The organism is Fodinicurvata sp. EGI_FJ10296 (assembly GCF_040712075.1).
GTDB lineage: Bacteria > Pseudomonadota > Alphaproteobacteria > DSM-16000 > Inquilinaceae > JBFCVL01.
Map to the genome: position 1 here is coordinate 36,523 of NZ_JBFCVL010000004.1, position 22,715 is coordinate 59,237.

General features: G+C 63.3%; 23 protein-coding genes and 1 other RNA gene. 11 read left to right on the top strand and 13 right to left on the bottom strand.

The genetic code is table 11. The annotated features are described in order from the left end of the window. Positions 1-17: 17 nt before the first annotated feature. Positions 18-722 carry a B12-binding domain-containing protein gene (locus ABZ728_RS08975; RefSeq protein ID WP_366655767.1) on the bottom strand — a complete coding sequence of 235 codons (705 nt, stop codon included), beginning with the start codon at positions 720-722 and terminating at the stop codon, positions 18-20. A 47-nt stretch (positions 723-769) separates the two neighbouring features. Continuing rightward, a complete protein-coding gene (locus ABZ728_RS08980; protein ID WP_366655768.1) occupies positions 770-2,419 on the bottom strand; it encodes a trimethylamine methyltransferase family protein in 1,650 nt (549 codons plus the stop codon). Between the two features lie 203 nt (positions 2,420-2,622). On the opposite strand from ABZ728_RS08980, the gene ABZ728_RS08985 reads away from it, so the two are divergent. Beyond that, a complete protein-coding gene (locus ABZ728_RS08985) occupies positions 2,623-2,853 on the top strand; it encodes a DUF1289 domain-containing protein (RefSeq protein WP_366655769.1) in 231 nt (76 codons plus the stop codon). Positions 2,854-3,105: 252 nt separating this feature from the next. Next, entirely contained in the window at positions 3,106-3,693 is a 588-nt protein-coding gene (locus tag ABZ728_RS08990; protein ID WP_366655770.1) for a hypothetical protein, read from the top strand. Positions 3,694-3,710: 17 nt separating this feature from the next. Here ABZ728_RS08990 and ABZ728_RS08995 read toward each other — a convergent pair whose 3' ends face one another. Then, positions 3,711-4,811, bottom strand: coding sequence for a hypothetical protein (locus ABZ728_RS08995; RefSeq protein WP_366655771.1), 1,101 nt, complete (start codon positions 4,809-4,811; stop codon positions 3,711-3,713). Between the two features lie 55 nt (positions 4,812-4,866). Between ABZ728_RS08995 and ABZ728_RS09000 the strand changes: the two genes are divergently transcribed. Both ABZ728_RS09000 and ABZ728_RS09005 read left to right on the top strand, forming a co-directional pair. After that, on the top strand, positions 4,867-5,592 hold the full coding sequence (locus ABZ728_RS09000; protein WP_366655772.1) for a hypothetical protein: 726 nt from the start codon (positions 4,867-4,869) through the stop codon (positions 5,590-5,592). After that, positions 5,589-6,752 carry a hypothetical protein gene (locus tag ABZ728_RS09005; RefSeq protein ID WP_366655773.1) on the top strand — a complete coding sequence of 388 codons (1,164 nt, stop codon included), beginning with the start codon at positions 5,589-5,591 and terminating at the stop codon, positions 6,750-6,752. Before ABZ728_RS09000 ends, ABZ728_RS09005 begins: the two co-directional genes overlap by 4 nt. Before the next feature lie 12 nt (positions 6,753-6,764). Here ABZ728_RS09005 and ABZ728_RS09010 read toward each other — a convergent pair whose 3' ends face one another. From ABZ728_RS09010 to ABZ728_RS09030, 5 genes are all read right to left on the bottom strand, one after another. Continuing rightward, positions 6,765-7,583 carry a TIGR00282 family metallophosphoesterase gene (locus ABZ728_RS09010; protein WP_366655774.1) on the bottom strand — a complete coding sequence of 273 codons (819 nt, stop codon included), beginning with the start codon at positions 7,581-7,583 and terminating at the stop codon, positions 6,765-6,767. 44 nt (positions 7,584-7,627) lie between these two features. Beyond that, complete coding sequence (locus tag ABZ728_RS09015) at positions 7,628-8,227, bottom strand: 5-formyltetrahydrofolate cyclo-ligase (RefSeq protein WP_366655775.1); 600 nt, start codon at positions 8,225-8,227, stop codon at positions 7,628-7,630. Between the two features lie 89 nt (positions 8,228-8,316). Beyond that, positions 8,317-8,476, bottom strand: a non-coding RNA gene (gene ssrS, locus ABZ728_RS09020) — 6S RNA. Between the two features lie 8 nt (positions 8,477-8,484). Then, positions 8,485-8,814, bottom strand: coding sequence for a cell division protein ZapA (zapA, locus tag ABZ728_RS09025; protein ID WP_366655776.1), 330 nt, complete (start codon positions 8,812-8,814; stop codon positions 8,485-8,487). Positions 8,815-8,898: 84 nt separating this feature from the next. After that, on the bottom strand, positions 8,899-9,165 hold the full coding sequence (locus tag ABZ728_RS09030) for a hypothetical protein (protein ID WP_366655777.1): 267 nt from the start codon (positions 9,163-9,165) through the stop codon (positions 8,899-8,901). Between the two features lie 375 nt (positions 9,166-9,540). Between ABZ728_RS09030 and tkt the strand changes: the two genes are divergently transcribed. The 5 genes from tkt to ABZ728_RS09055 all read left to right on the top strand — a co-directional run bounded on the left by tkt (position 9,541) and on the right by ABZ728_RS09055 (position 15,137). Continuing rightward, positions 9,541-11,511: a transketolase gene (gene tkt, locus ABZ728_RS09035; protein WP_366656226.1), complete on the top strand. Its 1,971-nt coding sequence runs from the start codon at positions 9,541-9,543 to the stop codon at positions 11,509-11,511. A gap of 96 nt (positions 11,512-11,607) precedes the next feature. Beyond that, a complete protein-coding gene (gap, locus tag ABZ728_RS09040; protein ID WP_366655778.1) occupies positions 11,608-12,615 on the top strand; it encodes a type I glyceraldehyde-3-phosphate dehydrogenase in 1,008 nt (335 codons plus the stop codon). Between the two features lie 68 nt (positions 12,616-12,683). Next, positions 12,684-13,352, top strand: a complete 669-nt coding sequence (locus ABZ728_RS09045; protein WP_366655779.1) for a gamma-glutamylcyclotransferase — start codon at positions 12,684-12,686, stop codon at positions 13,350-13,352. A gap of 125 nt (positions 13,353-13,477) precedes the next feature. Then, positions 13,478-14,407: a class I fructose-bisphosphate aldolase gene (locus tag ABZ728_RS09050; protein ID WP_366655780.1), complete on the top strand. Its 930-nt coding sequence runs from the start codon at positions 13,478-13,480 to the stop codon at positions 14,405-14,407. A 7-nt stretch (positions 14,408-14,414) separates the two neighbouring features. Beyond that, entirely contained in the window at positions 14,415-15,137 is a 723-nt protein-coding gene (locus ABZ728_RS09055; protein WP_366655781.1) for a hypothetical protein, read from the top strand. Between the two features lie 16 nt (positions 15,138-15,153). On the opposite strand, the gene ABZ728_RS09060 is transcribed toward ABZ728_RS09055, so the two are convergent. The 3 genes from ABZ728_RS09060 to ABZ728_RS09070 all read right to left on the bottom strand — a co-directional run bounded on the left by ABZ728_RS09060 (position 15,154) and on the right by ABZ728_RS09070 (position 18,743). Further along, positions 15,154-16,902, bottom strand: a complete 1,749-nt coding sequence (locus ABZ728_RS09060; RefSeq protein ID WP_366655782.1) for a peptidoglycan -binding protein — start codon at positions 16,900-16,902, stop codon at positions 15,154-15,156. Between the two features lie 27 nt (positions 16,903-16,929). Next, a complete protein-coding gene (locus ABZ728_RS09065; RefSeq protein WP_366655783.1) occupies positions 16,930-18,105 on the bottom strand; it encodes a flagellar motor protein MotA in 1,176 nt (391 codons plus the stop codon). Positions 18,106-18,203: 98 nt separating this feature from the next. Next, entirely contained in the window at positions 18,204-18,743 is a 540-nt protein-coding gene (locus ABZ728_RS09070; protein WP_366655784.1) for a hypothetical protein, read from the bottom strand. Positions 18,744-18,788: 45 nt separating this feature from the next. Here ABZ728_RS09070 and ABZ728_RS09075 point away from each other — a divergent pair, with 45 nt between their 5' ends. After that, positions 18,789-19,640, top strand: coding sequence for a hypothetical protein (locus ABZ728_RS09075; protein WP_366655785.1), 852 nt, complete (start codon positions 18,789-18,791; stop codon positions 19,638-19,640). 271 nt (positions 19,641-19,911) lie between these two features. Here the strand turns inward: ABZ728_RS09075 and ABZ728_RS09080 are convergent, their stop codons facing one another. Both ABZ728_RS09080 and efp read right to left on the bottom strand, forming a co-directional pair. Further along, on the bottom strand, positions 19,912-20,838 hold the full coding sequence (locus ABZ728_RS09080) for an inositol monophosphatase family protein (protein ID WP_366655786.1): 927 nt from the start codon (positions 20,836-20,838) through the stop codon (positions 19,912-19,914). Between the two features lie 9 nt (positions 20,839-20,847). Beyond that, positions 20,848-21,414 carry an elongation factor P gene (efp, locus tag ABZ728_RS09085; protein ID WP_366655787.1) on the bottom strand — a complete coding sequence of 189 codons (567 nt, stop codon included), beginning with the start codon at positions 21,412-21,414 and terminating at the stop codon, positions 20,848-20,850. A 156-nt stretch (positions 21,415-21,570) separates the two neighbouring features. Between efp and epmA the strand changes: the two genes are divergently transcribed. Beyond that, positions 21,571-22,671, top strand: coding sequence for an EF-P lysine aminoacylase EpmA (gene epmA / locus ABZ728_RS09090; protein WP_366655788.1), 1,101 nt, complete (start codon positions 21,571-21,573; stop codon positions 22,669-22,671). The last annotated feature ends 44 nt before the right edge of the window (positions 22,672-22,715 follow it).

Consider the following 22,715-nt stretch of genomic DNA (forward strand, 5'->3'; position numbering starts at 1 on the left):
CAGTCAGTCTCCCTTGATCATCCAACAGCGGCGAGCTGGTTGTGCCGACGCTGGATCAGCGCCTTGGCCATGTCGACGGCCACCGACGCGTCGCGGCAATAGGCATCGGCGCCGATCTCGCGGCCGAACTCTTCGTTCAGCGGCGCACCGCCGACCAGGACGATGTAGTCGTCGCGAATACCCTTTTCGGTCATGGTATCGATCACGACCTTCATATACGGCATGGTCGTCGTCAAAAGCGCCGACATTCCCAGTATGTCCGGCTTGTGGGTTTCCAGCGCTTCGAGATACTTCTCGACCGGGTTGTTGATTCCGATATCGATGACTTCGAAGCCGGCACCTTCCAGCATCATCGAAACGAGATTCTTGCCGATGTCGTGGATGTCGCCCTTGACGGTGCCGATGACCATCTTGCCCTGTTTGGGCGCGCCGGTTTCGGCCAGCAACGGCCGGACGACGGTCATGCCGGCCTTCATGGCGTTCGCGGCCAGCAATACCTCCGGCACGAACAGAATGCCGTCGCGAAAATCGACGCCGACGATTCCCATACCGGCGACCAGGCCCTTTGTCAGGATGTCATAGGGCGTCCAGCCCCGTTCCAGCAGGATATTGACCTCTTCGACGATCGCGTCGGCCAGACCGTCGTAAAGGTCGTCATACATCTGTTCGATCAGTTCCTCGTCGCCGAGGGCGTGGAGGTCGAGGTCGTTTTCGTCACTCATGAGGGCCATTCCTTCTGTCTGGGGCAATCCGCACGGATCCGATCAGGTCATACCCAGCGGTCGGGCATGGACGCTTTGCGCTCGGCGACAAACGCATCCAGCGCTTCGGCAAGGCCGGGGTCGAGCGCCGGCTGCTCATAAGCCGCCAGCCGTCCCTTCCACACCGCGTTGGCCCGGACGACGGCGTCTTTGGCGCCTTCGGCTTCCCATTGTTCGAAGCTGTTGTTGTCGGCGATCACCGACCGGAAGAAGGCCGTCTCGAAATTCGCCTGGGTGTGGCTGCAGCCAAGGAAATGGCTCCCGGGTCCGACTTCGCGGATGGCGTCCAGCGCCTGGCCGTTCTCCGACATGTCCACGCCGGTCGCCATCGCGTGCATCATACCGAGCTGATCGGCGTCCATGACCAGCTTTTCGAACGAACTGACCAGGCCGCCCTCCAGCCACCCGGCGGCGTGCAGGACGAAATTGGTGCCGGCCATGACCGTCGGTGTCAGCGTCGCCTGACTCTCATAGGCGGACTGGGCATCGGGTACTTTCGATGCGCACAGCGAGCCGCCGGAGCGGAACGGCACCTTGAGACGCCGGGCCAGTTGCGCCATGCCGTAGAGCACCAGCGCCGGTTCCGGCGTGCCGAATGTCGGCGCCCCGGACTGCATCGACATCGATGACGCGAATGTGCCCATCACCACCGGTGCGCCGGGACGCACGAGCTGCGCCAGCGCCATTCCGGCCATGGCCTCCGCCAGAGCCTGCGCCATGACGCCTGCCCCGGTAACCGGCGCCATGGCCCCGGCCAGAATGAAAGGCGTCACGATGCAGGCCTGTCCGGCGCGGGCGTAGACCTTGAGCGCGCCCAGCATCGTGCTGTCGAACGACAGCGGCGAATTGGCGTTGATCAGGTTGATGACGACGCATTGACGGTCGACGGTGTCGGCGCCAAAAACGATGCGAGCCATCTCGACCGTGTCGGCAGCGCGTTCCGGTGCGGTGACCGATCCCATGAACGGCTTGTCGGTCAACGTGAGATGGGCCTTCACCATGTCCAGATGACGCTTGTTGACCGGCAGATCCACCGGCTCGCAGACGGTTCCGCCGGAATGGTGCAGCGACGGCGTCGCATAGGTCAGCTTCACCAGATTGCGGAAGTCCCCGATATTGCCATAGCGGCGCCCACCTTCCAGATCGCGCACAAAGGGCGGACCATATACCGGCGCAAACACCGTGCCGGGTCCGCCGATCGTCACCGACCGCTCGGGATTGCGGGCATGCTGGACGAAGGTTTCCGGCGCCGTCGCCAGCAGCGACCGGCACAGCCCGCGGGGAAAGCGCACCCGCTCGCCAGAAACGTCGGCCCCGGCCTCGCGCCACAGGGCAAGCGTCTCCTCGTCATCGTGGAAGACGATGCCGATTTCCTCCAGGATCGTCTCCGCATTGTGCTCGATTGTGGCGAGGCTTTCCTCGCTCAGCAGATCGAAGGTCGGGATTCGCCGCTCCACCGGCTTCATCTGCTGAAGCCCGCCGCTGCGCCGCACGGCGCGACGTGCTTCGGCACCCCGGCCGCCACCCCGTCCTCCGCGCCTGCCCTGACCAGCGGTCAGAGGGTCAGGTTCGGCTTGGGGAACGGCGGCGACATCAACGCCGCCGCCATCCGTTGTCGGATCGATCGCCAGAACGTCGGTAGCAACGGTCGATGTCATGATTGCAGCCCTCCAGGTTATGCTGCCAGCATCATCGCCGCACCGATAATCGGCCATCGTGCGCGCGACATCGCCTGATCAGGCTACGACATCGGCGGCAAACCGCCCTTTCTGGCGCAAAATCGACGCATTTGCGCCTTGACCGAACCGGTCAGGGGCATCAGTTAGAGGGGTTCTGGAAACCATCGAAACAGGAATGCTCAGTGGCCGACAATTCCGCAGTCGCGTCGCCGTGTAACGGCACGTGCAAACTCGACAAAGCGACCGGCACCTGCACCGGCTGCCTGCGGACGGCCATGGAAATTGCCGAATGGCCACGTGCGACCCAGGACAGGCGCCTTGAGATTCTGGGCCTTCTGCGCACCCGCCGCCGCGCCGCCGGACGTACCAGCCCCGCCGACAGCAAACCCCGGCGACGGCCACAGCGCGTTTGACGCCTGGCGGAATAACGGCAGTGGGCCGGACACCAGTAGCCGCATGAACTGCCGTGAGCAGCAGTGCCCGGTCTCCCTTTGCTCAGGCGCCGGTTGTCCGTTTGGGACATTGCCGGTGCCCCCATGCCGTGCGCATAATTCCGCATAACGAGGGCCGAACGCACGGAATACGGCCCGTGGAACGCGGAGGATGCCATGAAATGCGGGGCGTTGCTCATTATCGCTGTGGCCCTGGGGGGAGCCGTCGCTTCAGTGAACCACGCCGTTGCGGACTCCGAGCTGGACCGGATCGAAGCCGAACTGGGAGGCCGTGCGGGGGAACTCGAACGCGTTCGCCTGCTTCTTGCCGATCCTGACCCGGACCGCCGGGTTGCGGCCATGGAATTGCTTCTTCAGTCAGATGACGACCTCTATCGCCAGCGGGCACGTGAATTCGGGCTGTTCTCGGACGACCCCACACTGAGACGAACCGCCGTTCACGCCATCTTCGATGCCGGCGGTGCCTTCCGCATCGAAATGGACCCCGTCAGCGAGGACAGCACCAATACAGGCGAGTTCCTGCAGCGCTATCGCGGGTCAAGGGACAGTGCGGGCAACGGATCTGTTGCCTTCGTCCTGACGCCTGGCTTCGATGCCGAAAACGTCTGCTGGACCGACAGCGACGACGTCTGCCGACTGCAGCCGATCGGTGACACGATCCACCTTACGAGCTGGCGTCTTTCCGGCGGCCGTGTGGTCACGGGCGATTTCGAACTCGACAATGCCGGCACGCTTCAGGGTCACGTTCTGATCGGCGGCAGCGGAGCGCCAGTTGCTGCTCGCATACCGCTGGTCGACTGATGTGTCCGGGGCATCCCCTAGCGTATGGTCACACGATCGAGACGGATCGGAAGGTCCCGCTCAAGGTGATCCGACCAGGAACCGGTGATGTGGAGCCGAACCCGTTCGGCAAACTGGCCCACGCCCTGGTCGGCATCGAACTCGCCCAGAGGCGACATGTCCCCCGCTGCAAACGGCCGCCATCGGCGGGCCCCACCGGCGGAGGAATCGATTTCGATCCGGATCGCCTTGGGCACGGCATGATCGTCGTCGCCAGCAGCTGCGGACCGCACCGATACCGAGCGGATCGACCGGATCACCCCCTCCGGATAAGTCAATTCCATATCGATCCTTACCGGCTGTCCGGCCGGCATCAGGACCGCACCGCCCTCGGCCTCCAGCCTGCTGCAGGCAAAATCGGGATCGAACGGCTCCGGCTCGCAGGCGACGACGCGAAAGCCGATCGCGCCATCTCCGCCGGCCCCAGGCGGCTGCATGGCCGGAGGCGACTCGTCGATATCGCCCAACGACGGCCCCCCATCGAGCAAACGCGAGACCCGCGAGACGATCGCATCGATCCTGAGCGCTATGCCGTTATTGCGGTCCACCGCGTCGGTCAGCATCGCAACCGGAACATCGCCGGAAAACAGGAAGGATCCGCTGCTGCCGGCGGAGAGGTCGCGCGTCTCCGCCGCCGTCCGGACCCGCAGCGTCTCATAGAGAATCTCGGTAACCTCGACCGGCTCTCTGGACACGATCCCGCCCGACGCTACGCGGACCAGAGACAGTTCCCGGGCATTGCCCAGAAGATCGTCGATGCGGCGCGGCAAATCCGCAAAGGTACTGGAACAACGGCCCTGGAGGCCGGCCCGGACGAAGGCAACCGCGAGATCCATGTCATCGATCGCGAATCGATGAAACACATAGGCCTCGCCAACGACGGGCGGGGCGCCAGCACTCAGTGTCAAGGCGCTGCCCCGGCCCGGAACGTGAGCCGGCAGCAGGATATAGCAATTGTTGCGATGCTCGACCGCATATCCCTGCCCTTGCCCACGGTTGATTGCGACCGGTTCGGCATAACTGGGAATGGCGACGAGTAGCGACAAAATCGCCGCCATTGCCGTGGCATTAGGAATCATGGTCGTCTCCACCATCGCCTATTGACGGGTAGCATCAAGAATAATGGAGTCCGAAATGAAACGGAAGCTCTCTTTAGTGATACTTGCCTGTTTCTTTCACAGCGTTGCCGCAGCGGATACTGTTCTTATCGAACCGCGGATCGTGGGTGAGCAAACATTGTTCGAAGAACAACTTCGGCCCTCTGCCCGAATCTCGGCCAACCGTGTCGTAGCGAGCGTGATCGCGCCCACGACGTCGCAAAGCGCCGTTCGGCCCAGCGTGCATCTGCTTGCTCACGACGCCTGGAGCGGTACGCCAGTATGCGCTCGTTGGCTCAGTTCCGATGCTCTCTACGAGGCCCAGGCGACATATGATCTGCCGGCTACCCTGCCCGCGAATGGCGTTCGGCTGGCCTATGACAGCGCGTATGTCGATACCATCGGCAATCTGACGCCGGAGCGGCTCGGCATCAGTGTTGCGAAAGGCGAATGCACCGAGCAGGCCGATCATTTTGCACCCGCTATCTGGAACGGTGATGCCGGCGCGCCGATCGACCACATCATGATCTATCTGAACTCGCAGAGCGCCGACGACGTCTATGTTCAGGTCAATCCGCCGGACCACCCCCATTTCATCGAGTGTTTGCCGCTCGATCATCGGCACACAGTCGCAATGGACCGCCGTTGCCGAATTCCGTTCGACGTATTCGACCAGGGGACCGTCGAACTCGAACTGAACGCCTTTCGTCGCGGGATTCCCGACGATCCGATACGCTTTTCGGTCGAGTTGCCATCGCCGTGAGCGATCCTCGCGAATCTGAGGATCGCCCCGGGAATGCCCCGCCGGGGCACGATGGCCCGACCGACACGGATCCCGGTGATGAAACCGTCCCGGATCATCCGCCTCCAAGCGATGATACCGGCGGCACCAAAGCACCGGGCGGCCAAGCGGCACCGACGGGTCAGGCGGCCGAGACGAACCGGTCAAGGGATGTTCCGGGCACCTCCTGGGCAGACTGGATAGCCGCGAGGGCGGGATGGATCTTCCCGCTGTTGATATTGCTGTTCCTGCTCGTCAGTTATCTCTGGCCGGCGAAACAGTCGTTCCAGGTCGAGGTCATTACCGGCGGCGCCGAGATCGGATTCGATGGCGGTGACCTGGGCACCTGGCGTCTGCCCTCGGCGACTGTGTGTCTGCCGATCCGGCCGAGCCAAACGCCAACGCTGCCGGACGGTTTCCGGCCAACCCGCCATCCGGAATGCCACACCGATCACTATCTGGCATTCGGAATCCGGAATGCTGTGATCCGCTGGCCCGCCGGCACGACCATCCGGGTGCGGGCGCGCGCCGATGACGGCGTGTCGATCGATGTCACCGCAGTTGCGGACAACGCCACCATTGGCATCGAATCATCCGAGGCGACCTTCGGCCGATCGAGCAGGATTCTCATCGACGGACCGGATTGGCGTCGGCACCCGTCCTTGCCCTTCAGTTCCGGCAACGTTGTATTGGGATTGCTTCCTGCGGCGGGAGAAGAAGGGCTGGTGCGCGAGGGGCGGTACCAGATCCGTGAAACCCTGCCGTTCAGATCCCGCCCGATCACCGTGGACGAAGGCGCGTTCTTCGCCGGCGATCAGATACGATTCCAGGGTCTGGAGCCCGAGTTCATCCCGCCCGGACTTTCCGCCACCGGCACCTATTTCGCCTATGGATTTCTGGCGCCCGGAAACGACGACGACGCCGGCTATTCGGCGGTCGCCTACACGGCGCTGGACTTCACCCGTCTGGAGATCGGCCGCATCGGTGCCGAGGACAGCCGCGTGGACGTCAACTGGACCAAACGCGCCCTGCGGGACCCGCTCCTGCTTGCGCTGACCGCCCTGGTCGGCGTCTTCGGGCTGTTCTTCCCGGTCGGCGGCGTCCTGAGGTTCGGAAAATCGCGCATCCGCAAATACCGGTAACCCGCGCTGAAATTATTCGGCAGTTCCGGATGCCGTCGAAAGCACCCCGCCCACGCGCAAGGGCCGAATTGCGACCGCCAGGCCGGTCTTGTCGTCTGTGTCGACCACCAGACCGCACAACGTCGCCGGCCCTTCTGACGGTGTCATGCGATCGCCCGGCAGCTTCCGGACAAACCGGTGGATCGAGATTTCCTTTCTCATACCGATGACACTGTCGTAATCGCCGGTCATGCCGGCATCCGACTGGAAGGCCGTTCCATGCTCCATGATGTGATGGTCGGCGGTCGGCACATGCGTATGCGTTCCGACCACGAGACTGGCCCGACCATCCAGATAATGACCAAAGGCGTATTTTTCCGACGTCGCCTCGGCATGAAAATCGACCACGATCGCATCGACGTCCCGGGGCATCGCGATGTCGGCCAGAAGCCTGTCGGCCGCGGCGAACGGATCGTCCAGCGCATCCATGAACAGGCGGCCCATCAGATTGATGACCATGACCTGGCGCCCGCCGCCGGCAGAAAGGACCGTCGCGCCGCGCCCCGGTGTCCCGGCGGGATAGTTGCCCGGCCGGACAAGGCGGGTTTCCTCGTCGATGTGGCTGAGCATCTCGCGCTGATCCCAGCTATGATTGCCGAGCGTCACGCAATCGGCTCCGAGATCGAAGAACTCACCCGCAATCTTGGCCGTAATTCCGAAGCCGCCGGCTGCGTTCTCTCCATTCACGATGGTGAAATCCGGCCTCAGTGACTGCCGCAACCGCGGCAGGGTATCGGCGAGCATCTCGCGCCCCGTACGACCGACGATATCGCCGATAAACAACAGTCTCATCGACCTGATTCCAATCAACTAACCATATAAGGACCGAACGCTGATTACGGCTGATCGACCGTCGGAGCGCAGCGGATCGCGAACCGCTCTGTGACGACCCAATCGAGGGGCTCGTCATAGGCGTCCGTCGGCACGCGATCAACCTCCTGGTCGGCATAGGCCAGGCCGATTGCGATCACCGGCCGGCGGCGTCTGAGAGCCTGCAGCGTCCGGTCGTAGAACCCGGCGCCATAGCCCATGCGCCTGCCTTCCCGGTCGAAGGCAAGCATGGGCACCAAAAGGACGTCGGGATCGATTTCAGGATTTTCCCGAAGCGGTGCCGGGACCGAAAACCCGTCAGGCACCAGCGGATCGCCCAGAGACCAGCGCCGGAACACCAGCGGCTGCGCCTCGCCGTCCACCACCGGCAAGGCCGTCGTACACCCGGCCGTCGCCATGGCCGCCAGGGCGGGAAGTGGGTCGATCTCGTCGCGTATGGCAGTATATCCGGCGACAACGGGGCCGTTTCCGCATTCGACGGCCCGGAGCAACTGTCGGGCCATTTCAGACGGCGCGGTCCCGGACGCCGCCGCATGGGCCGCTGCGCGGCGCGCGCGGGCATGACGGCGCAGCGCCGCCTTGGCGTCGATGGACACTGACGTCATGACGTACTCCGCCACCTGCGAGATCCGTTCGGGTGGATCGACCCTGCCGCTGGCTGCGGCCGGTCGATGCCGGGGATGGTGTCAAAACCTGCGAGGCCACACGACCGTTGGCGAACCTATCACCTCTTGGGCCCTGCTTACGCAGGTGGGTGCCGTAGTATCATGACCAGGGTCATGACAGGGACAGCTCCCTAGAGGAGTCGCATCGGCCCCCGGGATAGCGGTGCCTGACGTGCCGCGCAGCCTCGCCTCTAGATTTAGGCCTGTTCAAGGCGTTGCGCAATGGTTTCGATACGTTCGGCGAGGGTTGCGACCATCGCTGCCATGGCTTCGGCCTCGCCGTCGTCCGGCGACGCCGGGTCCCTGCCGGGACCGCTGGGTTTACCGCGGGAATCAGTCAGTTCGTCGGCCAGCATCAGGCAGACCATTACCAGCAGATGGGCGTCCGTCGCACCGGGCGCCTGATTGCGCACCTCCTTGACCTGCTGCTGAAGAAAGCGCGCGACGTTACGGACCCGATCCTCCTGCCCCTCTTCGCAAGCAATCGGGTAAACCCGATGGTTCAGCGTGACATCGACGATGGGCATGGCTGGTTTCCTGTCGATCAGCGACACATAGGGCGGCGGAAACGATGAACGATGACAGAGGCCAGCGGACGACCGGCACCCGCATCAACGGCTAAGAACGGTTTCGAGGCGCGCGATCGCATCGTCCACCTTGCGGGTCAGAGTCGCCCGTTCCGACTCGTGGGAAGATTTGATCGCATCCAGTTCTGCCGCCATGCGCTGCGGCAGCCGATCTTCGACCCGATGCTCGATCTCCGCCTCGATAGCGGCGCGATCCAGCTGTTCCGCCTCGGCGATGCGGGTATTCAGCGCCGCCTCCAGTCGATCGAGGGCGGCCGCAAGACGCTGTAGCTGTTCCGGCACGGCGGACATGCAGGTATTGACCCCTTTGAACGATGCGACCCCGATGCGCAGATTAAGGAGAATGAGGGGCAATCGTCAACAACGGCCCGCGTCGCACTTCCCGAACAGGCCGAATGCCCCTGCCGAACGCGAGGCACATGGGGCAACGTATATTGACCTTCGGGGCTGGCAGGGGCATGTTTGCCGCCCATGACGACCGGGGGGTTCCCGCCCTCTGGTTTCCCACCGGAAAGGCGCCGCCCGACCGGTGGGGGCCGCGTTTTGAAGCCGCAAAAAAGCCGTTCCTCGTCCACCAGCAGGCAGAGCCGACAAATGTCCGCAGCATCGACCCCCGACCAGACAGCCGCATCCGGCATTCCCGGCGAACAGCTTCCCCTGCGCACTATGGCCAATGCCATTCGCGCACTGTCGATGGATGCCGTGGAAAAGGCGAAATCGGGGCATCCCGGCATGCCCATGGGCATGGCCGATGCGGCGACGGTCCTGTGGGCCCGGCACCTCCGTTTCGATCCGGCAAAGCCCGACTGGGCGGACCGCGACCGTTTCGTCCTGTCGGCCGGCCATGGATCCATGCTGCTCTACAGCCTGTTGCACCTCGTCGGCGTCCCGGCCATGACCATGGACCAGCTCAAGGCGTTCCGCCAGATCGGCTCCCTTACGCCGGGCCATCCGGAGGTCGATCACAGCATCGGCATCGAGACCACGACCGGACCGCTCGGACAGGGGATATCCACGGCCGTCGGCATGGCGCTGGCGGAGCGTGTGTTGAACGATCGGTTCGGCACCGACCTCGTCGATCACCACACCTATGTGATCGCAAGCGACGGCGACCTGATGGAAGGCGTCAGCCACGAAGCCTGCTCGCTGGCCGGCCATCTGAAACTCGGCCGCCTGGTCGTCCTCTATGACCAGAACGGCATATCGATCGATGGGTCGACCGATCTTTCCTACTCCGAAGACGCCGTGACCCGGTTCAACGCGTATGGCTGGCACGTCCAGTCGATCGACGGCCACGACATGGCAGCGGCCGATGCCGCGATCGCCGCGGCACGCAACGACGACCGCCCGTCGATCATCTGTTGCCGCACCACAATCGGCTTCGGCGCCCCGACGAAGGCCGGCAAGGCGAGCGCCCATGGTTCACCCCTCGGGGCCGAGGAAATCGCCGGCGCGCGCAAGGCGCTGGGCTGGACGCACGAGCCGTTCGATATACCCGATGATATCGCCTCGGCATGGCGCTCGGTCGCAAGTCGGTCGCAGGCCGCCCGCGAAGCGTGGGACAAGCGGCTGGCAGCCGCCGACGCAAAGATCGCATCCTCGTTCCAGGAGGCAATGGCCGGCAACATTCCCGCCAGCGTCGCCGATGCCCTGAACGCAACGAAAACGGCTTTCGCCACCGATGGCAAGGCGCTGGCCACCCGGCAAGCCTCCGGCAAGACCCTCGAAGCGCTCGTCCCGGCCATCCCTTTCATGATCGGCGGATCGGCCGATCTGACACCGTCAAACAATACGCTGGTCGACGGCATGGGCGATATCGGTCCCGATTCCTTCGACGGCCGATACATTCGCTATGGTGTGCGTGAACATGCCATGGTCGCGATGATGAACGGCATGACGCTGCACGGCGGTCTCCTGCCCTATGGCGCGACGTTCCTGACCTTCACCGACTATTGCCGGCCGGCCATTCGCCTCGCGGCCCTGATGCGCCAGCGGATCGTTCTGGTCATGACCCATGACAGCATCGGCCTGGGCGAAGACGGGCCGACACACCAGCCGGTCGAGCATGTCGCCGCGCTCCGGGCGATACCCAATCTCAAGGTCTTCCGACCCGCTGACGCCATCGAAACCGCCGAATGCTGGGAACTGGCGCTGAACAATCAGACCGGGCCGTCGGTATTGGCGCTGACCCGTCAGGGGCTGACGATCCAGCGGGCGGACGACCCGACCAACAACCGATCCGCCCGCGGGGCCTATGTCCTTGCATCGGCCGAGGGCGGCGCCCATCAGGCGACCGTCTTCGCCACCGGATCCGAGGTCGAAATTGCCATGGACGCGCGTCGGCTCTTGCAATCCGACGGGATTCCCACAAGAGTTGTAAGCATGCCTTCCTGGGAACTTTTCGAGACGCAGGATGCCGCGTATCGGTCGGAAGTCCTGGGGTCCGGCGGCGTTCGCGTGGCCGTCGAGGCTGCCGTCTCTTTTGGATGGGAGCGGTATATCGGCGCCGATGGGATCTTTATCGGCATGAAGGGGTTCGGCGAAAGCGGCCCCTACAAGGAACTCTACAGCCATTTCGGCATCACCGCCGATGCGGTGGCCGCCGCCGTCAAGGCGCGGCTGCGCGATACGGTTTGACCCGGCAGGCCGATCCGGCCATCGGCCGGCGCGGGTGCCGGAACAATTGACGGAATAATGATCCCCACAGGGATCAGTGGGTAAGGAGAAACATTCATGACAGCTCGTGTCGCCATTAACGGTTTCGGTCGTATCGGACGGCTTGTGCTCCGCGCCATCGCGGAAACCGGCCGCTCCGATATCGAGGTCGTCGCCGTCAACGATCTGGCCGATCTGCACACCAACGTGCATCTGCTGAAATACGACACGGTTCACGGCCGCTTCAAAGGCACCGCCGAGGGCGCCGACAACGGCATGGTCGTTAACGGCAAACTGATCAAGACCTTCCAGGAGCGCAATCCGGGCGATCTGCCCTGGGGCGACCTGGGCGTCGACGTCGTGCTGGAATGCTCCGGCGTTTTCACCGGCCGCGACGGCGCCGCGAAGCACATCGCTGCCGGCGCGAAAAAGGTCCTGATTTCCGCGCCGGCGACGGATGAAGACATCACTGTTTGCTACGGCGTCAATCACGCCGACCTGACACCGGAACACAAGATCGTCTCCAACGCGTCCTGCACGACGAATTGCCTGGCGCCAGTAGCCTGGGTCCTGCAGAAGTCCGTCGGCATCGATCTCGGCTTCATGACGACGATCCACAGCTATACCGGCGATCAGCGGACCGTCGATACGATGCACAAGGATCTGCATCGTGCCCGTGCGGCGGCGGCAAACATGATCCCGACCTCGACCGGCGCCGCCAAGGCCGTCGGCAAGGTACTGCCGGAGCTCAAGGGCAAACTCGACGGCGTCGCGATTCGGGTGCCGACGCCGAACGTATCGGTGGTCGATTTCAAATTCGTGCCCAAGCGCGATACCAGCGTCGAAGAAGTCAACGCCGCAATTGTGGAAGCTGCGAACGGCCCGCTGAAGGGTATTCTCGACACCTATGACGAGCCGCTCGTTTCCAGCGATTTCAACGGCGACGCCCATTCCTCGATTTTCGCCGTCAACGAAACCAAGGTGATGGAAAAGCGGCTGGTGCGCATCATGACCTGGTACGACAACGAGTGGGGCTTTTCCAACCGCATGTCGGACACGGCCGTCGCGATGGCAAAAATCGGCTGACAAGGGACTGACGGGGCCCTCGTCCAGAGGGCCCCTCGATTATGCCCGCTATTCATGAAAGTGCGGAATTGAGTCTGACGCGCGACACCATCCTGAGTGGCGATCTGGCCCGTATGATCCGTGAGGCCGGTGAAGGCCACAGGATCATGAGCGACGAAGATCGCGAGCGTTCGCTTCAGGCGGCGCTTGCGGCTCATACCTTGGGCGAGGATATCTGGGTCTTCGGCTATGGCTCGTTGATCTGGAATCCCGCCTTCCATTACGAAGAACGATCGACCGCTGTCCTGGACGGGTTTCACCGGGCATTCTGCCTGTGGACGCCGATCGGACGCGGATCGCCGGAAACACCCGGACTGACCCTGGGGCTCAAGCCGGGCGGCCGATGCCGCGGCGTCGCCTTCCGGGTGGCTGCCGATGCCGTCATGACCGAGCTGGATGTCGTCTGGCGCCGGGAAATGGTTACAGGCGCCTACCGACCGACATGGGTCCCGCTGCAGATGATCGACGACGGCTTGCAACGCCAGGCGCTGACCTTCGTCATGGATCCGGAGAACGAGCGGTATGCCGGCGAGTTGACGTCGGACGCGACGGCCGCGGCCATCGCACACGCGACTGGCCGCCTGGGCACCTGCCGGGAATACCTGTTCAACACCGTCGCCCATCTCGAAGAGCTGGGACTTCCCGACGAACACCTGCGGGATCTCGTCGCCCGCGTAAACCGGATCATCGGTACCTGAAGTGAACATCGGGGCCACGCGGCGTTGCGTCGCTCGCAAGCGTGGTCTATTTCCTTCGACTACGAGCGATCTTTGACCACCAGCGACAGCGAGCGATCGCAGCAACCGATAAAAGGGGATGCCCGATGCGAGTCACCCAACGCGTCAAGAAAATCCTATCCAACTACGACAGCGAAAATCCTGGCGTTAAGGCGAATCTTGCGCGGATGCTGATGGCCGGCAAGCTGGGCGGCACCGGGCGCATGATCATTCTGCCGGTTGACCAGGGCATCGAACATGGCCCCGCCCGCAGTTTCGCCGTAAATCCGGATGGCTACGATCCGGATTACCACCATCAACTGGCCATCGACGCGGGGCTGAACGCCTATGCGGCGCCGCTCGGCCAGCTAGAGGTGTCCACGCAATCGTTTTTCGGCCAGATCCCCACAATCGTCAAACTCAACCATTCCAACAGCCTTTCCCGCCTGAAGGAAGACGCCGATCAGGCGATCTTCGGTTCGGTCGAGGATTGCCTCCGGCTTGGCGCATCGGCGATCGGCTTTACCATCTATCCCGGCTCCGACCAGGGGCTGGAGCAAATGGAAGAGATTGCCGAACTGATCCGCGAAGCCAAGGCTGTTGGTCTGCCCACGGTGCTGTGGTCCTATCCGCGCGGCGGAAACCTGTCCAAGGACGGCGAGACGGCGATGGACGTCGTCGCTTATGGTGCCCATCTTGCCGCTCAACTCGGTGCGCACGTCATCAAGGTCAAGCTGCCGACGGATCACCTGGAGCAGGCCGAAGCCAAGAAAGAATTTCAGAACGCCAGGATCCCGATCGGCAGCCAGGGGGAGCGCGTGGCCGAAGTGGTGCGCTCCTGCTTCAACGGCCGGCGTATCGTCGTGTTCTCCGGCGGTGCCGCCAAGGGGACCGATGCCGTACTTGATGATGTGCGGGCGATCCATGAAGGCGGCGGCAATGGCTCGATCATCGGGCGAAACTGCTTCCGGCGCCCGCGCGAGGAAGCGCTGGAACTGCTGGACACGATGATACGCATCTTCCAGGGAAAGGCATGACAAAGACGTGACGGACACCACCATCGGTCTTCATCTAGTGCTGTCTGCTGAAATGATCGGCGACGCCACACCGGAATCGTTTGCAACGGGCATAAGCGACTTGCTTGCGGCCGTGCCGGTGGCCTCGGCGGAATTCGTCCCGCCGCAGATCGAGCACGACACTCTGACCGAGGACCTTTGGTGGCGGCCGTTTTTGCGGACGCTGGTGCCCGGAATACAGCGGTATGGGACGGCGGCACTGCTGCGCATCCCCGCCACCTCCAGCGCCTGGTTCGATACCTATCGCGCCGCCGGCATGGACGGTGTCGTGGTAACCGACGCCCGCTACGCAAAGATTGCCCGCGATGCCGCAGGCCAGAGCGATATCGTCGGCAGCCTGACGGGGCCGATCGCCGGCCCGGCCGCCAGCGCCCGCCACGACGCCATGGTCGCGGCCGAAAGCGGCGCCGACGTGGTCATCTTCCGGATCGACAGCGCGGAAGACGACGCCTCGGCCGGGGCCGGGTCTGGCAAGGACGAAACCGGGAATGGAGATTGGAGAACGGTCCAGTGGTGGACCGAGATGATGGAAGCTCCCTGCATCGCAATCATCCCCCCGACACCGGAAGCCGCTCAGTCGGCCAAAGCCGCTGCAGCCGACTTCGTCGGCCTGGACCATCGGCTTTGGGCCGAACCCAATATTCGCGAACGACTCACCGCGCTGAACAGAATTCTCAACCCGGGTCGCTAGCCCGACTCTCCACGAGCTATGCCGGGTTGTCGTCGCCGTCGTCGTTATCACTGGGGGCCTCGGGCGTCCCGGTGGCGCCAGGGATGGCGTCAGCCGGTATGCCGGGTTCGAACCCGTCGACGATTTCCGCCTCGGAATCGCTCGCCGCGCGATCAAGCTGCAATTCTATCCGCCGGTTTCGCGCGAGCGCTTCAGGCGATGTGCCTTCGGCAATGGGCTGATGCTCGCCGAATCCGGCCGCCGCCAACCGGGATTGCGGAATTCCCTGATCCGCCAGGTACTTTACGACTTCAACGGCGCGCGCGGTCGACAATTCCCAGTTGGATGGGAAATCGGGTGTCGCGATCGGAATGGTGTCGGTATGACCGTCGACGCGAAGGATCCAGTCGACTTCCGGGGGGAATTGCTCCGCGACGGCCATCAGTTCGTCAGCCAGTTCTGCCAGCTGTTGCCGTCCCCCTTGCTGCAGATCCGCCGACCCGGTCGGGAACAGAACCTCTGACTGAAAGATGAAGCGGTCGCCAACGATCCGCACATCTTCGCGGCCGCCGAGAACCTGACGCAACCTGCCGAAGAATTCCGACCGGTACTGAGTCAGTTCTTCGACCTCGCGGAGCAATGCCTGGTTGAGGCGCCCCTCCAACTGCGCGATTTCGACATCCCGCGAATCAATCTGGCTTTCCGATTCGGCCAGAAGGCTCTCAACCCGATCCAGTTGATTGCGAAGGTCGAGTATCTCCTGATCCAGAACGGCCACCCGGCCCTCGGCTTCCCGGCGCAGGTCCAGCTGCTGGTCCAGCAGACCCTGGGTCGAACTGAGACGCGCTGTCAGTTCCTCGATCCGGATATCGCGCTCTTCGATCTGTCGTTGCGCCAGCACCGTGCGCTCCTGCTCGCTACTCAACGTCTCTGCCAGCCCCTCGGTCCGATCGCGAGCAGCCGCAAGCTCAGCCATCAGCCGCTCCCGGTTTTCCTCGGTCAACCGCAGCGACCGCTCAAGGGCATCCACCTCACCCCGGGCGGCCGTCAATGCGTTGCGTGCGCGGTCGATTTCCTCCTCCGCATCGGCCGTCTGCGTCTGAAGCGCATCGACGTTGCCTTCGGCATCCGCCAAATCGGCGGCCATGGCTGCGATCGTATTTTCGCGGTCTTCGATCTCGGCCACACCCGCAGCAACATCGTCTTCAAGGTTGCGGCGCACGAATTCCAGCGACGCCACCTGAATCTCCAGATCATCGCGCACGCTGCGCAGCGCTTGAAGATCAGCCTGAAGGCTGGCGATTTCCTGAAGTTGAAGCTCGATCGTCTCGCGATCCGCGTCGATGGTCTCGACAGCGTCTGCCAGACGGCTGTCCAATTGTTCGGATTCGGCTGTCAATTCCCGGTTCAGCCGCACTGCATCCGCAAGCTGGCGTTGCGCCGAGTCGCGTTCGGCGCGGACACTGGTCAGCGACGACCGAAGCGCATCCCGATCCTCGATGGCGGCCTGTAGGTCAGCCGACATTTCGGTGACCCGGCTTCGCATCGACCGGCTTTCGTCCCGTTCGACCTCCAGCAGCGTATCGAGTTCCTCAACCTGAGCGGTCAATTGCGAGACAGTCTCTTCCTGACCGGACAGCAGGTTGGACAGGTAAAACTGCGCTACCATGAAAATCATCAGGACGAATATGACGACCATGAGCAGGGCCGAGAGCGCGTCGACGAAGCCCGGCCAGATATTCACGCTTTGCAGGCCGGACCCGCGCTGGCGGTTCATGCTGAACATAAGTTTCCATCACCCGGATCAGAAAGGTTAGCCTTCCTGATCCTCCGCTAGGGCCGCGATGGTCCGGGTCAGTTGTCGGATCTCGCCGCGGAGTTCCCGGATCGTGTGGTCGCGCGCCTGCGGAAGATCGTCCGCCAGCCTCGTTAGATAGCCGTCCATATTGCGGATATGATGGCGCGTCGCTTCGTCGATGCCGAGCGTACCATCCTCCATCGCATTGGCAATCCTGCTCATCACCGGCGCCAGGTCGCGCTGCGTCTCCATGATCGTCCGCATCATCGCCTGATCCCCGTGCAGATGATCCCCCAGAGACGACAGCGAGTCGGTCAGCGCATTCAATGCTTGATTCGTCTTTTGGCGCTGGTCCTCGGCATCGCCGATGGCGCGCTGCAGATTTTCGACATTCTCGGCCGTCTGTTCGACCATGCCTTGCAGGAAAGCGGGCGGCGCCGAGGAGGAAAAGCGATCGGACGGCGCGGATGAGTCGCCGCCGGCGTCTCCACCGGTAATCCGGACGACGCTGGCCATCCAGTCTTCCAAATCGTTGTAGAAACGGCCCTGGGCCTGACTGGCCTGCAATTCCATGAAGCCGAGAACGAGCGACCCCGCCAGGCCGAACAGGGACGACGAAAAGGCGGTGCCCATTCCTTCCAGCGGCGCCTCCAGTCCCTCTTTCAGATCGGCGAACACCACGCCCAGATTGCCGCCTTCGATCGACAGATCCCCGATCACGCCCGATACGGCGGTGATTGTCTGCAGCAGCCCCCAGAACGTCCCCAGCAAACCCAGGAAAATGAGCAGGCCGATCAGGTAGCGCGAGATTTCCCGGGATTCGTTCAACCGGGACCCAACGGCGTCCATGACCGAACGCATGACCGGCGCCGGCATCGTAACAGTGCCCCGGCGATCGCCCAGAACCTGTTTCACCGGCGCCAGCAGCCGCGGCTCAGGCAGGGTTGCCGGAGCGGCCTTGTCTTGCCTGCGGGCCTTATAGCCCTGCATCCAGGTGATTTCCGGCTTGAGCGTCATCACCGATCGCATCGTATATCCGATGCCGACCAGCATGAGCGCCACGATGACGCCGTTCAGCACCGCATTGGCCATGAACGCGTCGGAGAGACCCGGATACAGGACCGCACCAACCGCGATCACCGCGGCTACGAAAATATACATTCGGGTAAGGTAGCGATTCGGTCGCGACATCGTCGTTGCTGGACCTCCTGTTTACAGTCCGTGCTGATCCGGGGCCGGTACGCGTGCAACGACCGGGCAGACGTACTCGGCTACAGAGTGCCCGCCAATCAGCGGGACGACAAGTACAGGTCAACCCGATCGAGCGGACCCTCTGGCGCAGAGTCACCGAGCGCGCGTACGTCGACCCTCGTCGAGCGGACACCTCTATCGGTGAGGAACGTTCGTATCATGAAGCCGCGATCCAGGGATACCGTTCGCGCGCCCGCCCCTGCTCCCGTTCCGTCATCGGCAAAGCTGTCTATTCTGATCCTGAGGGACGGATTCTCGATCATGCGCTGGGCAAGGCCGCCGAGCAGCAGTCCGGCGGCATCGGACAACGCGCCTTCGCGACTCTCGAAAAGGATGCGATAGCCTTGCCCACCGCCCATCATGCCGACGGTCTCGCCCTCTGCCATGTCCACGGTCTGTCCCGGTTCCGGCAGGTCACCGATGCCTGGATTCGGCGGCAATGGTGGTAGCGCAGCCATGTCCGAGCTTGTCGATCCCGGTCGACGGGGTGCGTACTCCCCGAATTCCGGCGGCTCGACCAACCGCTGATCCTCTGGCCGGGCGACCAGGTCCGGTACCGGTTCCGCATCGTCGGGCACACGATTTGGCGTTTGATCGACAGACGGGGGCGGCAGAGTGTCGCCATGATCGGCGTCAGAGGACGCAGGCCCGGGTTCGGGTTCGGGTTCGGGTTCCGGTTCGGGTTCGGGTTCCGGTTCGGGTTCGGGTTCCGGTTCGGGTTCCGGTTCGGGCGCGGGCTCAGGTTCCGGTTCGGGCTCAGGTTCCGGTTCGGGCTCAGGTTCCGGTTCGGGCGCGGGCTCAGGTTCCGGTTCGGGCTCAGGTTCCGGTTCGGGCGCGGGCTCGGGTTCAGGCTCAGGCTGCTGGGATTCCGGCTCAGGCCCCGGTTCGGATTCCGGATGTGGCGCTGGCTCGGGCTGCGGTTGAGGTTCGCGTTGCGGGCGAGGTTCGGGGCGGGGTTCCGGTGTTGGCTCGGCGGCGACCTCGGTGCCGGGCGCACGCGCCGGCTCAGGCATCGTTATCGGTTGCGAAAGATCCAGCGTAGGCGGCGGGCCGGGAATCGATACGACGCGCTGCCGGTCTGGTTCCACGTCAACAGGCTCTTCGAATTCCAACTCGCCGGCAGCTGGCTCATCCGGTTCGGAAGCAAGGGGTGGATCGGTCGGTTCGGGGGCGGCCGGCTCCGGGTCGGCGGGTCGGGGTGCTGCTACATCGAAATCCTGACCTGGATCCGGCGGCTCGACCGGCGCCGGACGAGGCCTTTCGATATCCCGAGCGTCGGGCACTGGCGCCGGCTGGGTTGGCTCCTTCCTCGTTTCGGGCAACAACGGCCGTGGCGGTGGCGGCGGCGGCCGCTCGAATCCCGGGAGTGGATCGCCGGAGGGGCGCGACGGTGCCGGTCCAAGCGAGTCGAGAACGCCCTGATCGATTGTAACGCCCGATCCGCTCGATCCGCCAATAATGACCTGAGCGGCTGACATTCCCGGCACAGCAGACGACAAACACACCGCCACCAGGGCCGTTCCGAGCAGTTCGGCCGCCATACCACGCTTTGCCCGGACACAGCGGGCGCAACCAGGGCGATATCGGAAAGTGATGAAGGAATGTGGTGTCGTCATGAGCGACGCCCAACGGTGTTGTTGCCGATACTCGCCGCCTCGTCAGTCTGGAAGCAAGTTTCGCTCAGCATTCGGACTGGACAATAAACCATGCCGGGCATTGCCAACAAACGGTTTAGCAGTCCGTTTTTCAAGCAGGCCGTCCCTTTCCGTTGTCGCCAGCTTTCCTCACCTCGCCCCCATCCTTGTTGGCGACGCCGGGACCACTATCGGCGGAGGCTTTATCCAGCCGTTCCCGCTGATCACGCTTCCGGGCCGCACTTTCTCCCGCCGACCTGAGAAGCTTGCCCAGATGAATGTGCAGACCGGCATTGGCGGCCAGGACGCTACCGCCCTTTAACGGTGCACGTCCGCCCCCGACCTCCGTCACGTAGCCGCCAGCCTCCGAGACCAGAATGATTCCGGCGGCGATATCCCACGGGTGAAGGCCGAATTCCCAATACCCCTCAAAGCGGCCGGCCGCCACATAGGCCATATCCAGCGCGGCCGATCCCATCCGGCGGACGCCGGCGACGCGGGGCATCAGTTGCGACAGTTCTTCGGAAAAACGTTCGGCGTCACCCATGCCGTGATGGGGAATGCCGGTGCCGATGACCGAAGCGATCAGTTCCCGGCGCGCCGAGACGCGGATGCGCCGGTCGTTGAGATAGGCACCCTGGCCTTTTTCGGCGCGGTAAAGTTCCATCGTGATCGGGTTGTAGACGACCCCGGCGACGATTTCGCCGTCACGTTCCAGACCGACCGATATCGAAAAGTGGGGAATGCCGTGCAGAAAGTTGGTGGTCCCGTCCAATGGATCGACCATGAACCGGTGACGTCCGTCCTGCGACGGAATCTCCTTGCTCTCCTCAAGCACGAATCCGTATTCGGGACGGGCCTTGCGCAGTTCGGCCACAAGGGTCTTTTCCGATTTCATATCGGCTTGCGACACGAAATCCGCCGGTCCTTTGCGGGACACCTGCAGATTCTCGACCTCGCCAAAATCGCGGACCAAACCTTTTCCGGCGCGTTCGACGGCTCTGACCATGACGTTCATGGTGGGGGAGCGGATTACCATGGCTGTCGCCTATTCCTTAGACCGCTCCAGATAGGAACTATCGGCCGTGTTGACGACGATTCGTGTGCCGACTTCAATGTGCGGCGGGACCATCACCTTGACGCCGTTGCTGACGATCGCCGGCTTGTAGGACGACGACGCCGTCTGCCCCTTGACAACCGGCTCGGACTCAACGACCTCGAGCACGACGGTCGAGGGCAGATCGGCCGTGATCGGCGTCCCCTCATGCATCTTCACCGTGCAGATCATGCCGTCCTTGAGAAAGACCTTGCTCGGCCCGATCGTGTCGCCCTCGATGACGTGTTGCTCGAAGTTTTCCAAATCCATGAAGGTATACTGATCGCCTTCGTGGAACAGGAACTGCATTTCGGCATCGTCGAGTCGCGCGCGCTCAACCGTCTCCTGCGTCCGGAACCGCTGATTGTCCTTGGTGCCCGTGCGCATGTCCTTCATTTCGACCTGAATGACCGCATTGCCCTTTCCGGGCTGGATCAGATCGATTTTGGTCACCAGCATCAGCTTATCGTTGTATTCCAGCACATTTCCCGGCCGGATGGTAATGGCGTTGACCTTCATCGACATTCCCGAACTGAATTCAATTTCGATTGCGTTAAACGACTCGGTCGGGCACCGGTATCACCGGCCCCGTCTCGAACGGCGCGACCCTAACAGCATGGCGCGGTCAAGACAACGCGCTTCTCCCGCAGGTCCCGCGACCATCGGATTTCGACCATGACACGAACATCCAGTTCATCCAATCGGGGCGACGATACAGGTACCGCTGCCTGGTGGCGGCCGGAGCTGTTCGATGGCAAGCGGGACCGGCTCGCTGCGCGGGCCCGGATCATCCGGTCGCTCAGGGCCGTTTTCGAAGCCGAGAATTTCATTGAGGTTGAAACCCCGGCATTGCAGGTCAGCCCCGGCCTGGAGCCGCATCTGCAAGCGTTCTCCACGACGCTGATCGATGGGCACCCCGACGACCGGGCCATGCGATACCTGCACACATCGCCGGAATTCGCGATGAAGAAGCTGCTGGTCGCGGGAATGGAGCGCATCTACCAGTTTTCCAGGGTTTTTCGGAATGGCGAGCGCTCGGCCACCCATCACCCCGAATTCGTTATGGCGGAGTGGTACCGTGCGGGCGCGCCATCTTCGGCATTGATACAGGACTGCCGGCGACTGCTCGTAGCGGCGGCCGAGGCGGCGGGAACCGGCACGCTGAGATGGGGCGGCCATCGCGCCGATCCGTCGGCCGAGTGGGAGATTCTGACGACCGCCGATGCGTTTCGCCGTCATGCCGACATAGATCTGCCCGCCCTGATCGACAATCCGGCCGATCCGTCACCGGCGCCGATGGCCGCCGCTGCGGCATCGCTGTCGATCCGCACGGCTCCGGATGACCGGTTCGACGACATCTTTTTCCGGATTTTTCTGGAACGCATCGAGCCTCATCTGGGCATTGGTACCCCGACGGTGCTGACCGACTACCCGGTTTCCATGGCCGCGCTGTCGCGACCCAAGCCCGAAGATCCGGCCCTCGCTGACCGATTCGAGCTCTATGTCTGCGGAATGGAACTGGCCAACGCGTTCGGCGAGTTGACGAATGCTGACGAGCAGCGCCGTCGGTTCATGGCAGACATGGACCTGAAACAACGCCTTTACGGCGAACGCTATCCGCTCGATGATGATTTTCTGGCAGCGCTGGAATTCGGGCTGCCCGACAGCGCCGGTATCGCTCTCGGGATCGACAGGCTGGTCATGCTCGCCACAGGCGCCGATCACATCGAGGATGTTCTGTGGGCGCCGGTCGCCGCCGCCGGGTCAGGCCGGTAACTACTGCGCCCTTGCGCATACCGGCCATGCCTTCCACTGGAATG

Coding starts and splice junctions, on each gene's coding strand:
- gap (WP_366655778.1), top strand. CDS start 11,608: ATGACAGCTCGTGTCGCCATTAACGGTTTCGGTCGTATCGGACGGCTT.
- epmA (WP_366655788.1), top strand. CDS start 21,571: ATGACACGAACATCCAGTTCATCCAATCGGGGCGACGATACAGGTACC.
- efp (WP_366655787.1), bottom strand. CDS start 21,414: ATGAAGGTCAACGCCATTACCATCCGGCCGGGAAATGTGCTGGAATAC.
- ABZ728_RS09015 (WP_366655775.1), bottom strand. CDS start 8,227: ATGACGTCAGTGTCCATCGACGCCAAGGCGGCGCTGCGCCGTCATGCC.
- ABZ728_RS09060 (WP_366655782.1), bottom strand. CDS start 16,902: ATGTTCAGCATGAACCGCCAGCGCGGGTCCGGCCTGCAAAGCGTGAAT.
- tkt (WP_366656226.1), top strand. CDS start 9,541: ATGGCCAATGCCATTCGCGCACTGTCGATGGATGCCGTGGAAAAGGCG.
- ABZ728_RS09000 (WP_366655772.1), top strand. CDS start 4,867: ATGAAACGGAAGCTCTCTTTAGTGATACTTGCCTGTTTCTTTCACAGC.
- ABZ728_RS09030 (WP_366655777.1), bottom strand. CDS start 9,165: ATGTCCGCCGTGCCGGAACAGCTACAGCGTCTTGCGGCCGCCCTCGAT.
- ABZ728_RS09080 (WP_366655786.1), bottom strand. CDS start 20,838: ATGGTAATCCGCTCCCCCACCATGAACGTCATGGTCAGAGCCGTCGAA.
- ABZ728_RS08975 (WP_366655767.1), bottom strand. CDS start 722: ATGAGTGACGAAAACGACCTCGACCTCCACGCCCTCGGCGACGAGGAA.
- ABZ728_RS09075 (WP_366655785.1), top strand. CDS start 18,789: ATGATCGGCGTCAGAGGACGCAGGCCCGGGTTCGGGTTCGGGTTCGGG.
- ABZ728_RS08995 (WP_366655771.1), bottom strand. CDS start 4,811: ATGATTCCTAATGCCACGGCAATGGCGGCGATTTTGTCGCTACTCGTC.
- ABZ728_RS09010 (WP_366655774.1), bottom strand. CDS start 7,583: ATGAGACTGTTGTTTATCGGCGATATCGTCGGTCGTACGGGGCGCGAG.
- ABZ728_RS09065 (WP_366655783.1), bottom strand. CDS start 18,105: ATGTCGCGACCGAATCGCTACCTTACCCGAATGTATATTTTCGTAGCC.
- ABZ728_RS09050 (WP_366655780.1), top strand. CDS start 13,478: ATGCGAGTCACCCAACGCGTCAAGAAAATCCTATCCAACTACGACAGC.
- zapA (WP_366655776.1), bottom strand. CDS start 8,814: ATGCCCATCGTCGATGTCACGCTGAACCATCGGGTTTACCCGATTGCT.
- ABZ728_RS08980 (WP_366655768.1), bottom strand. CDS start 2,419: ATGACATCGACCGTTGCTACCGACGTTCTGGCGATCGATCCGACAACG.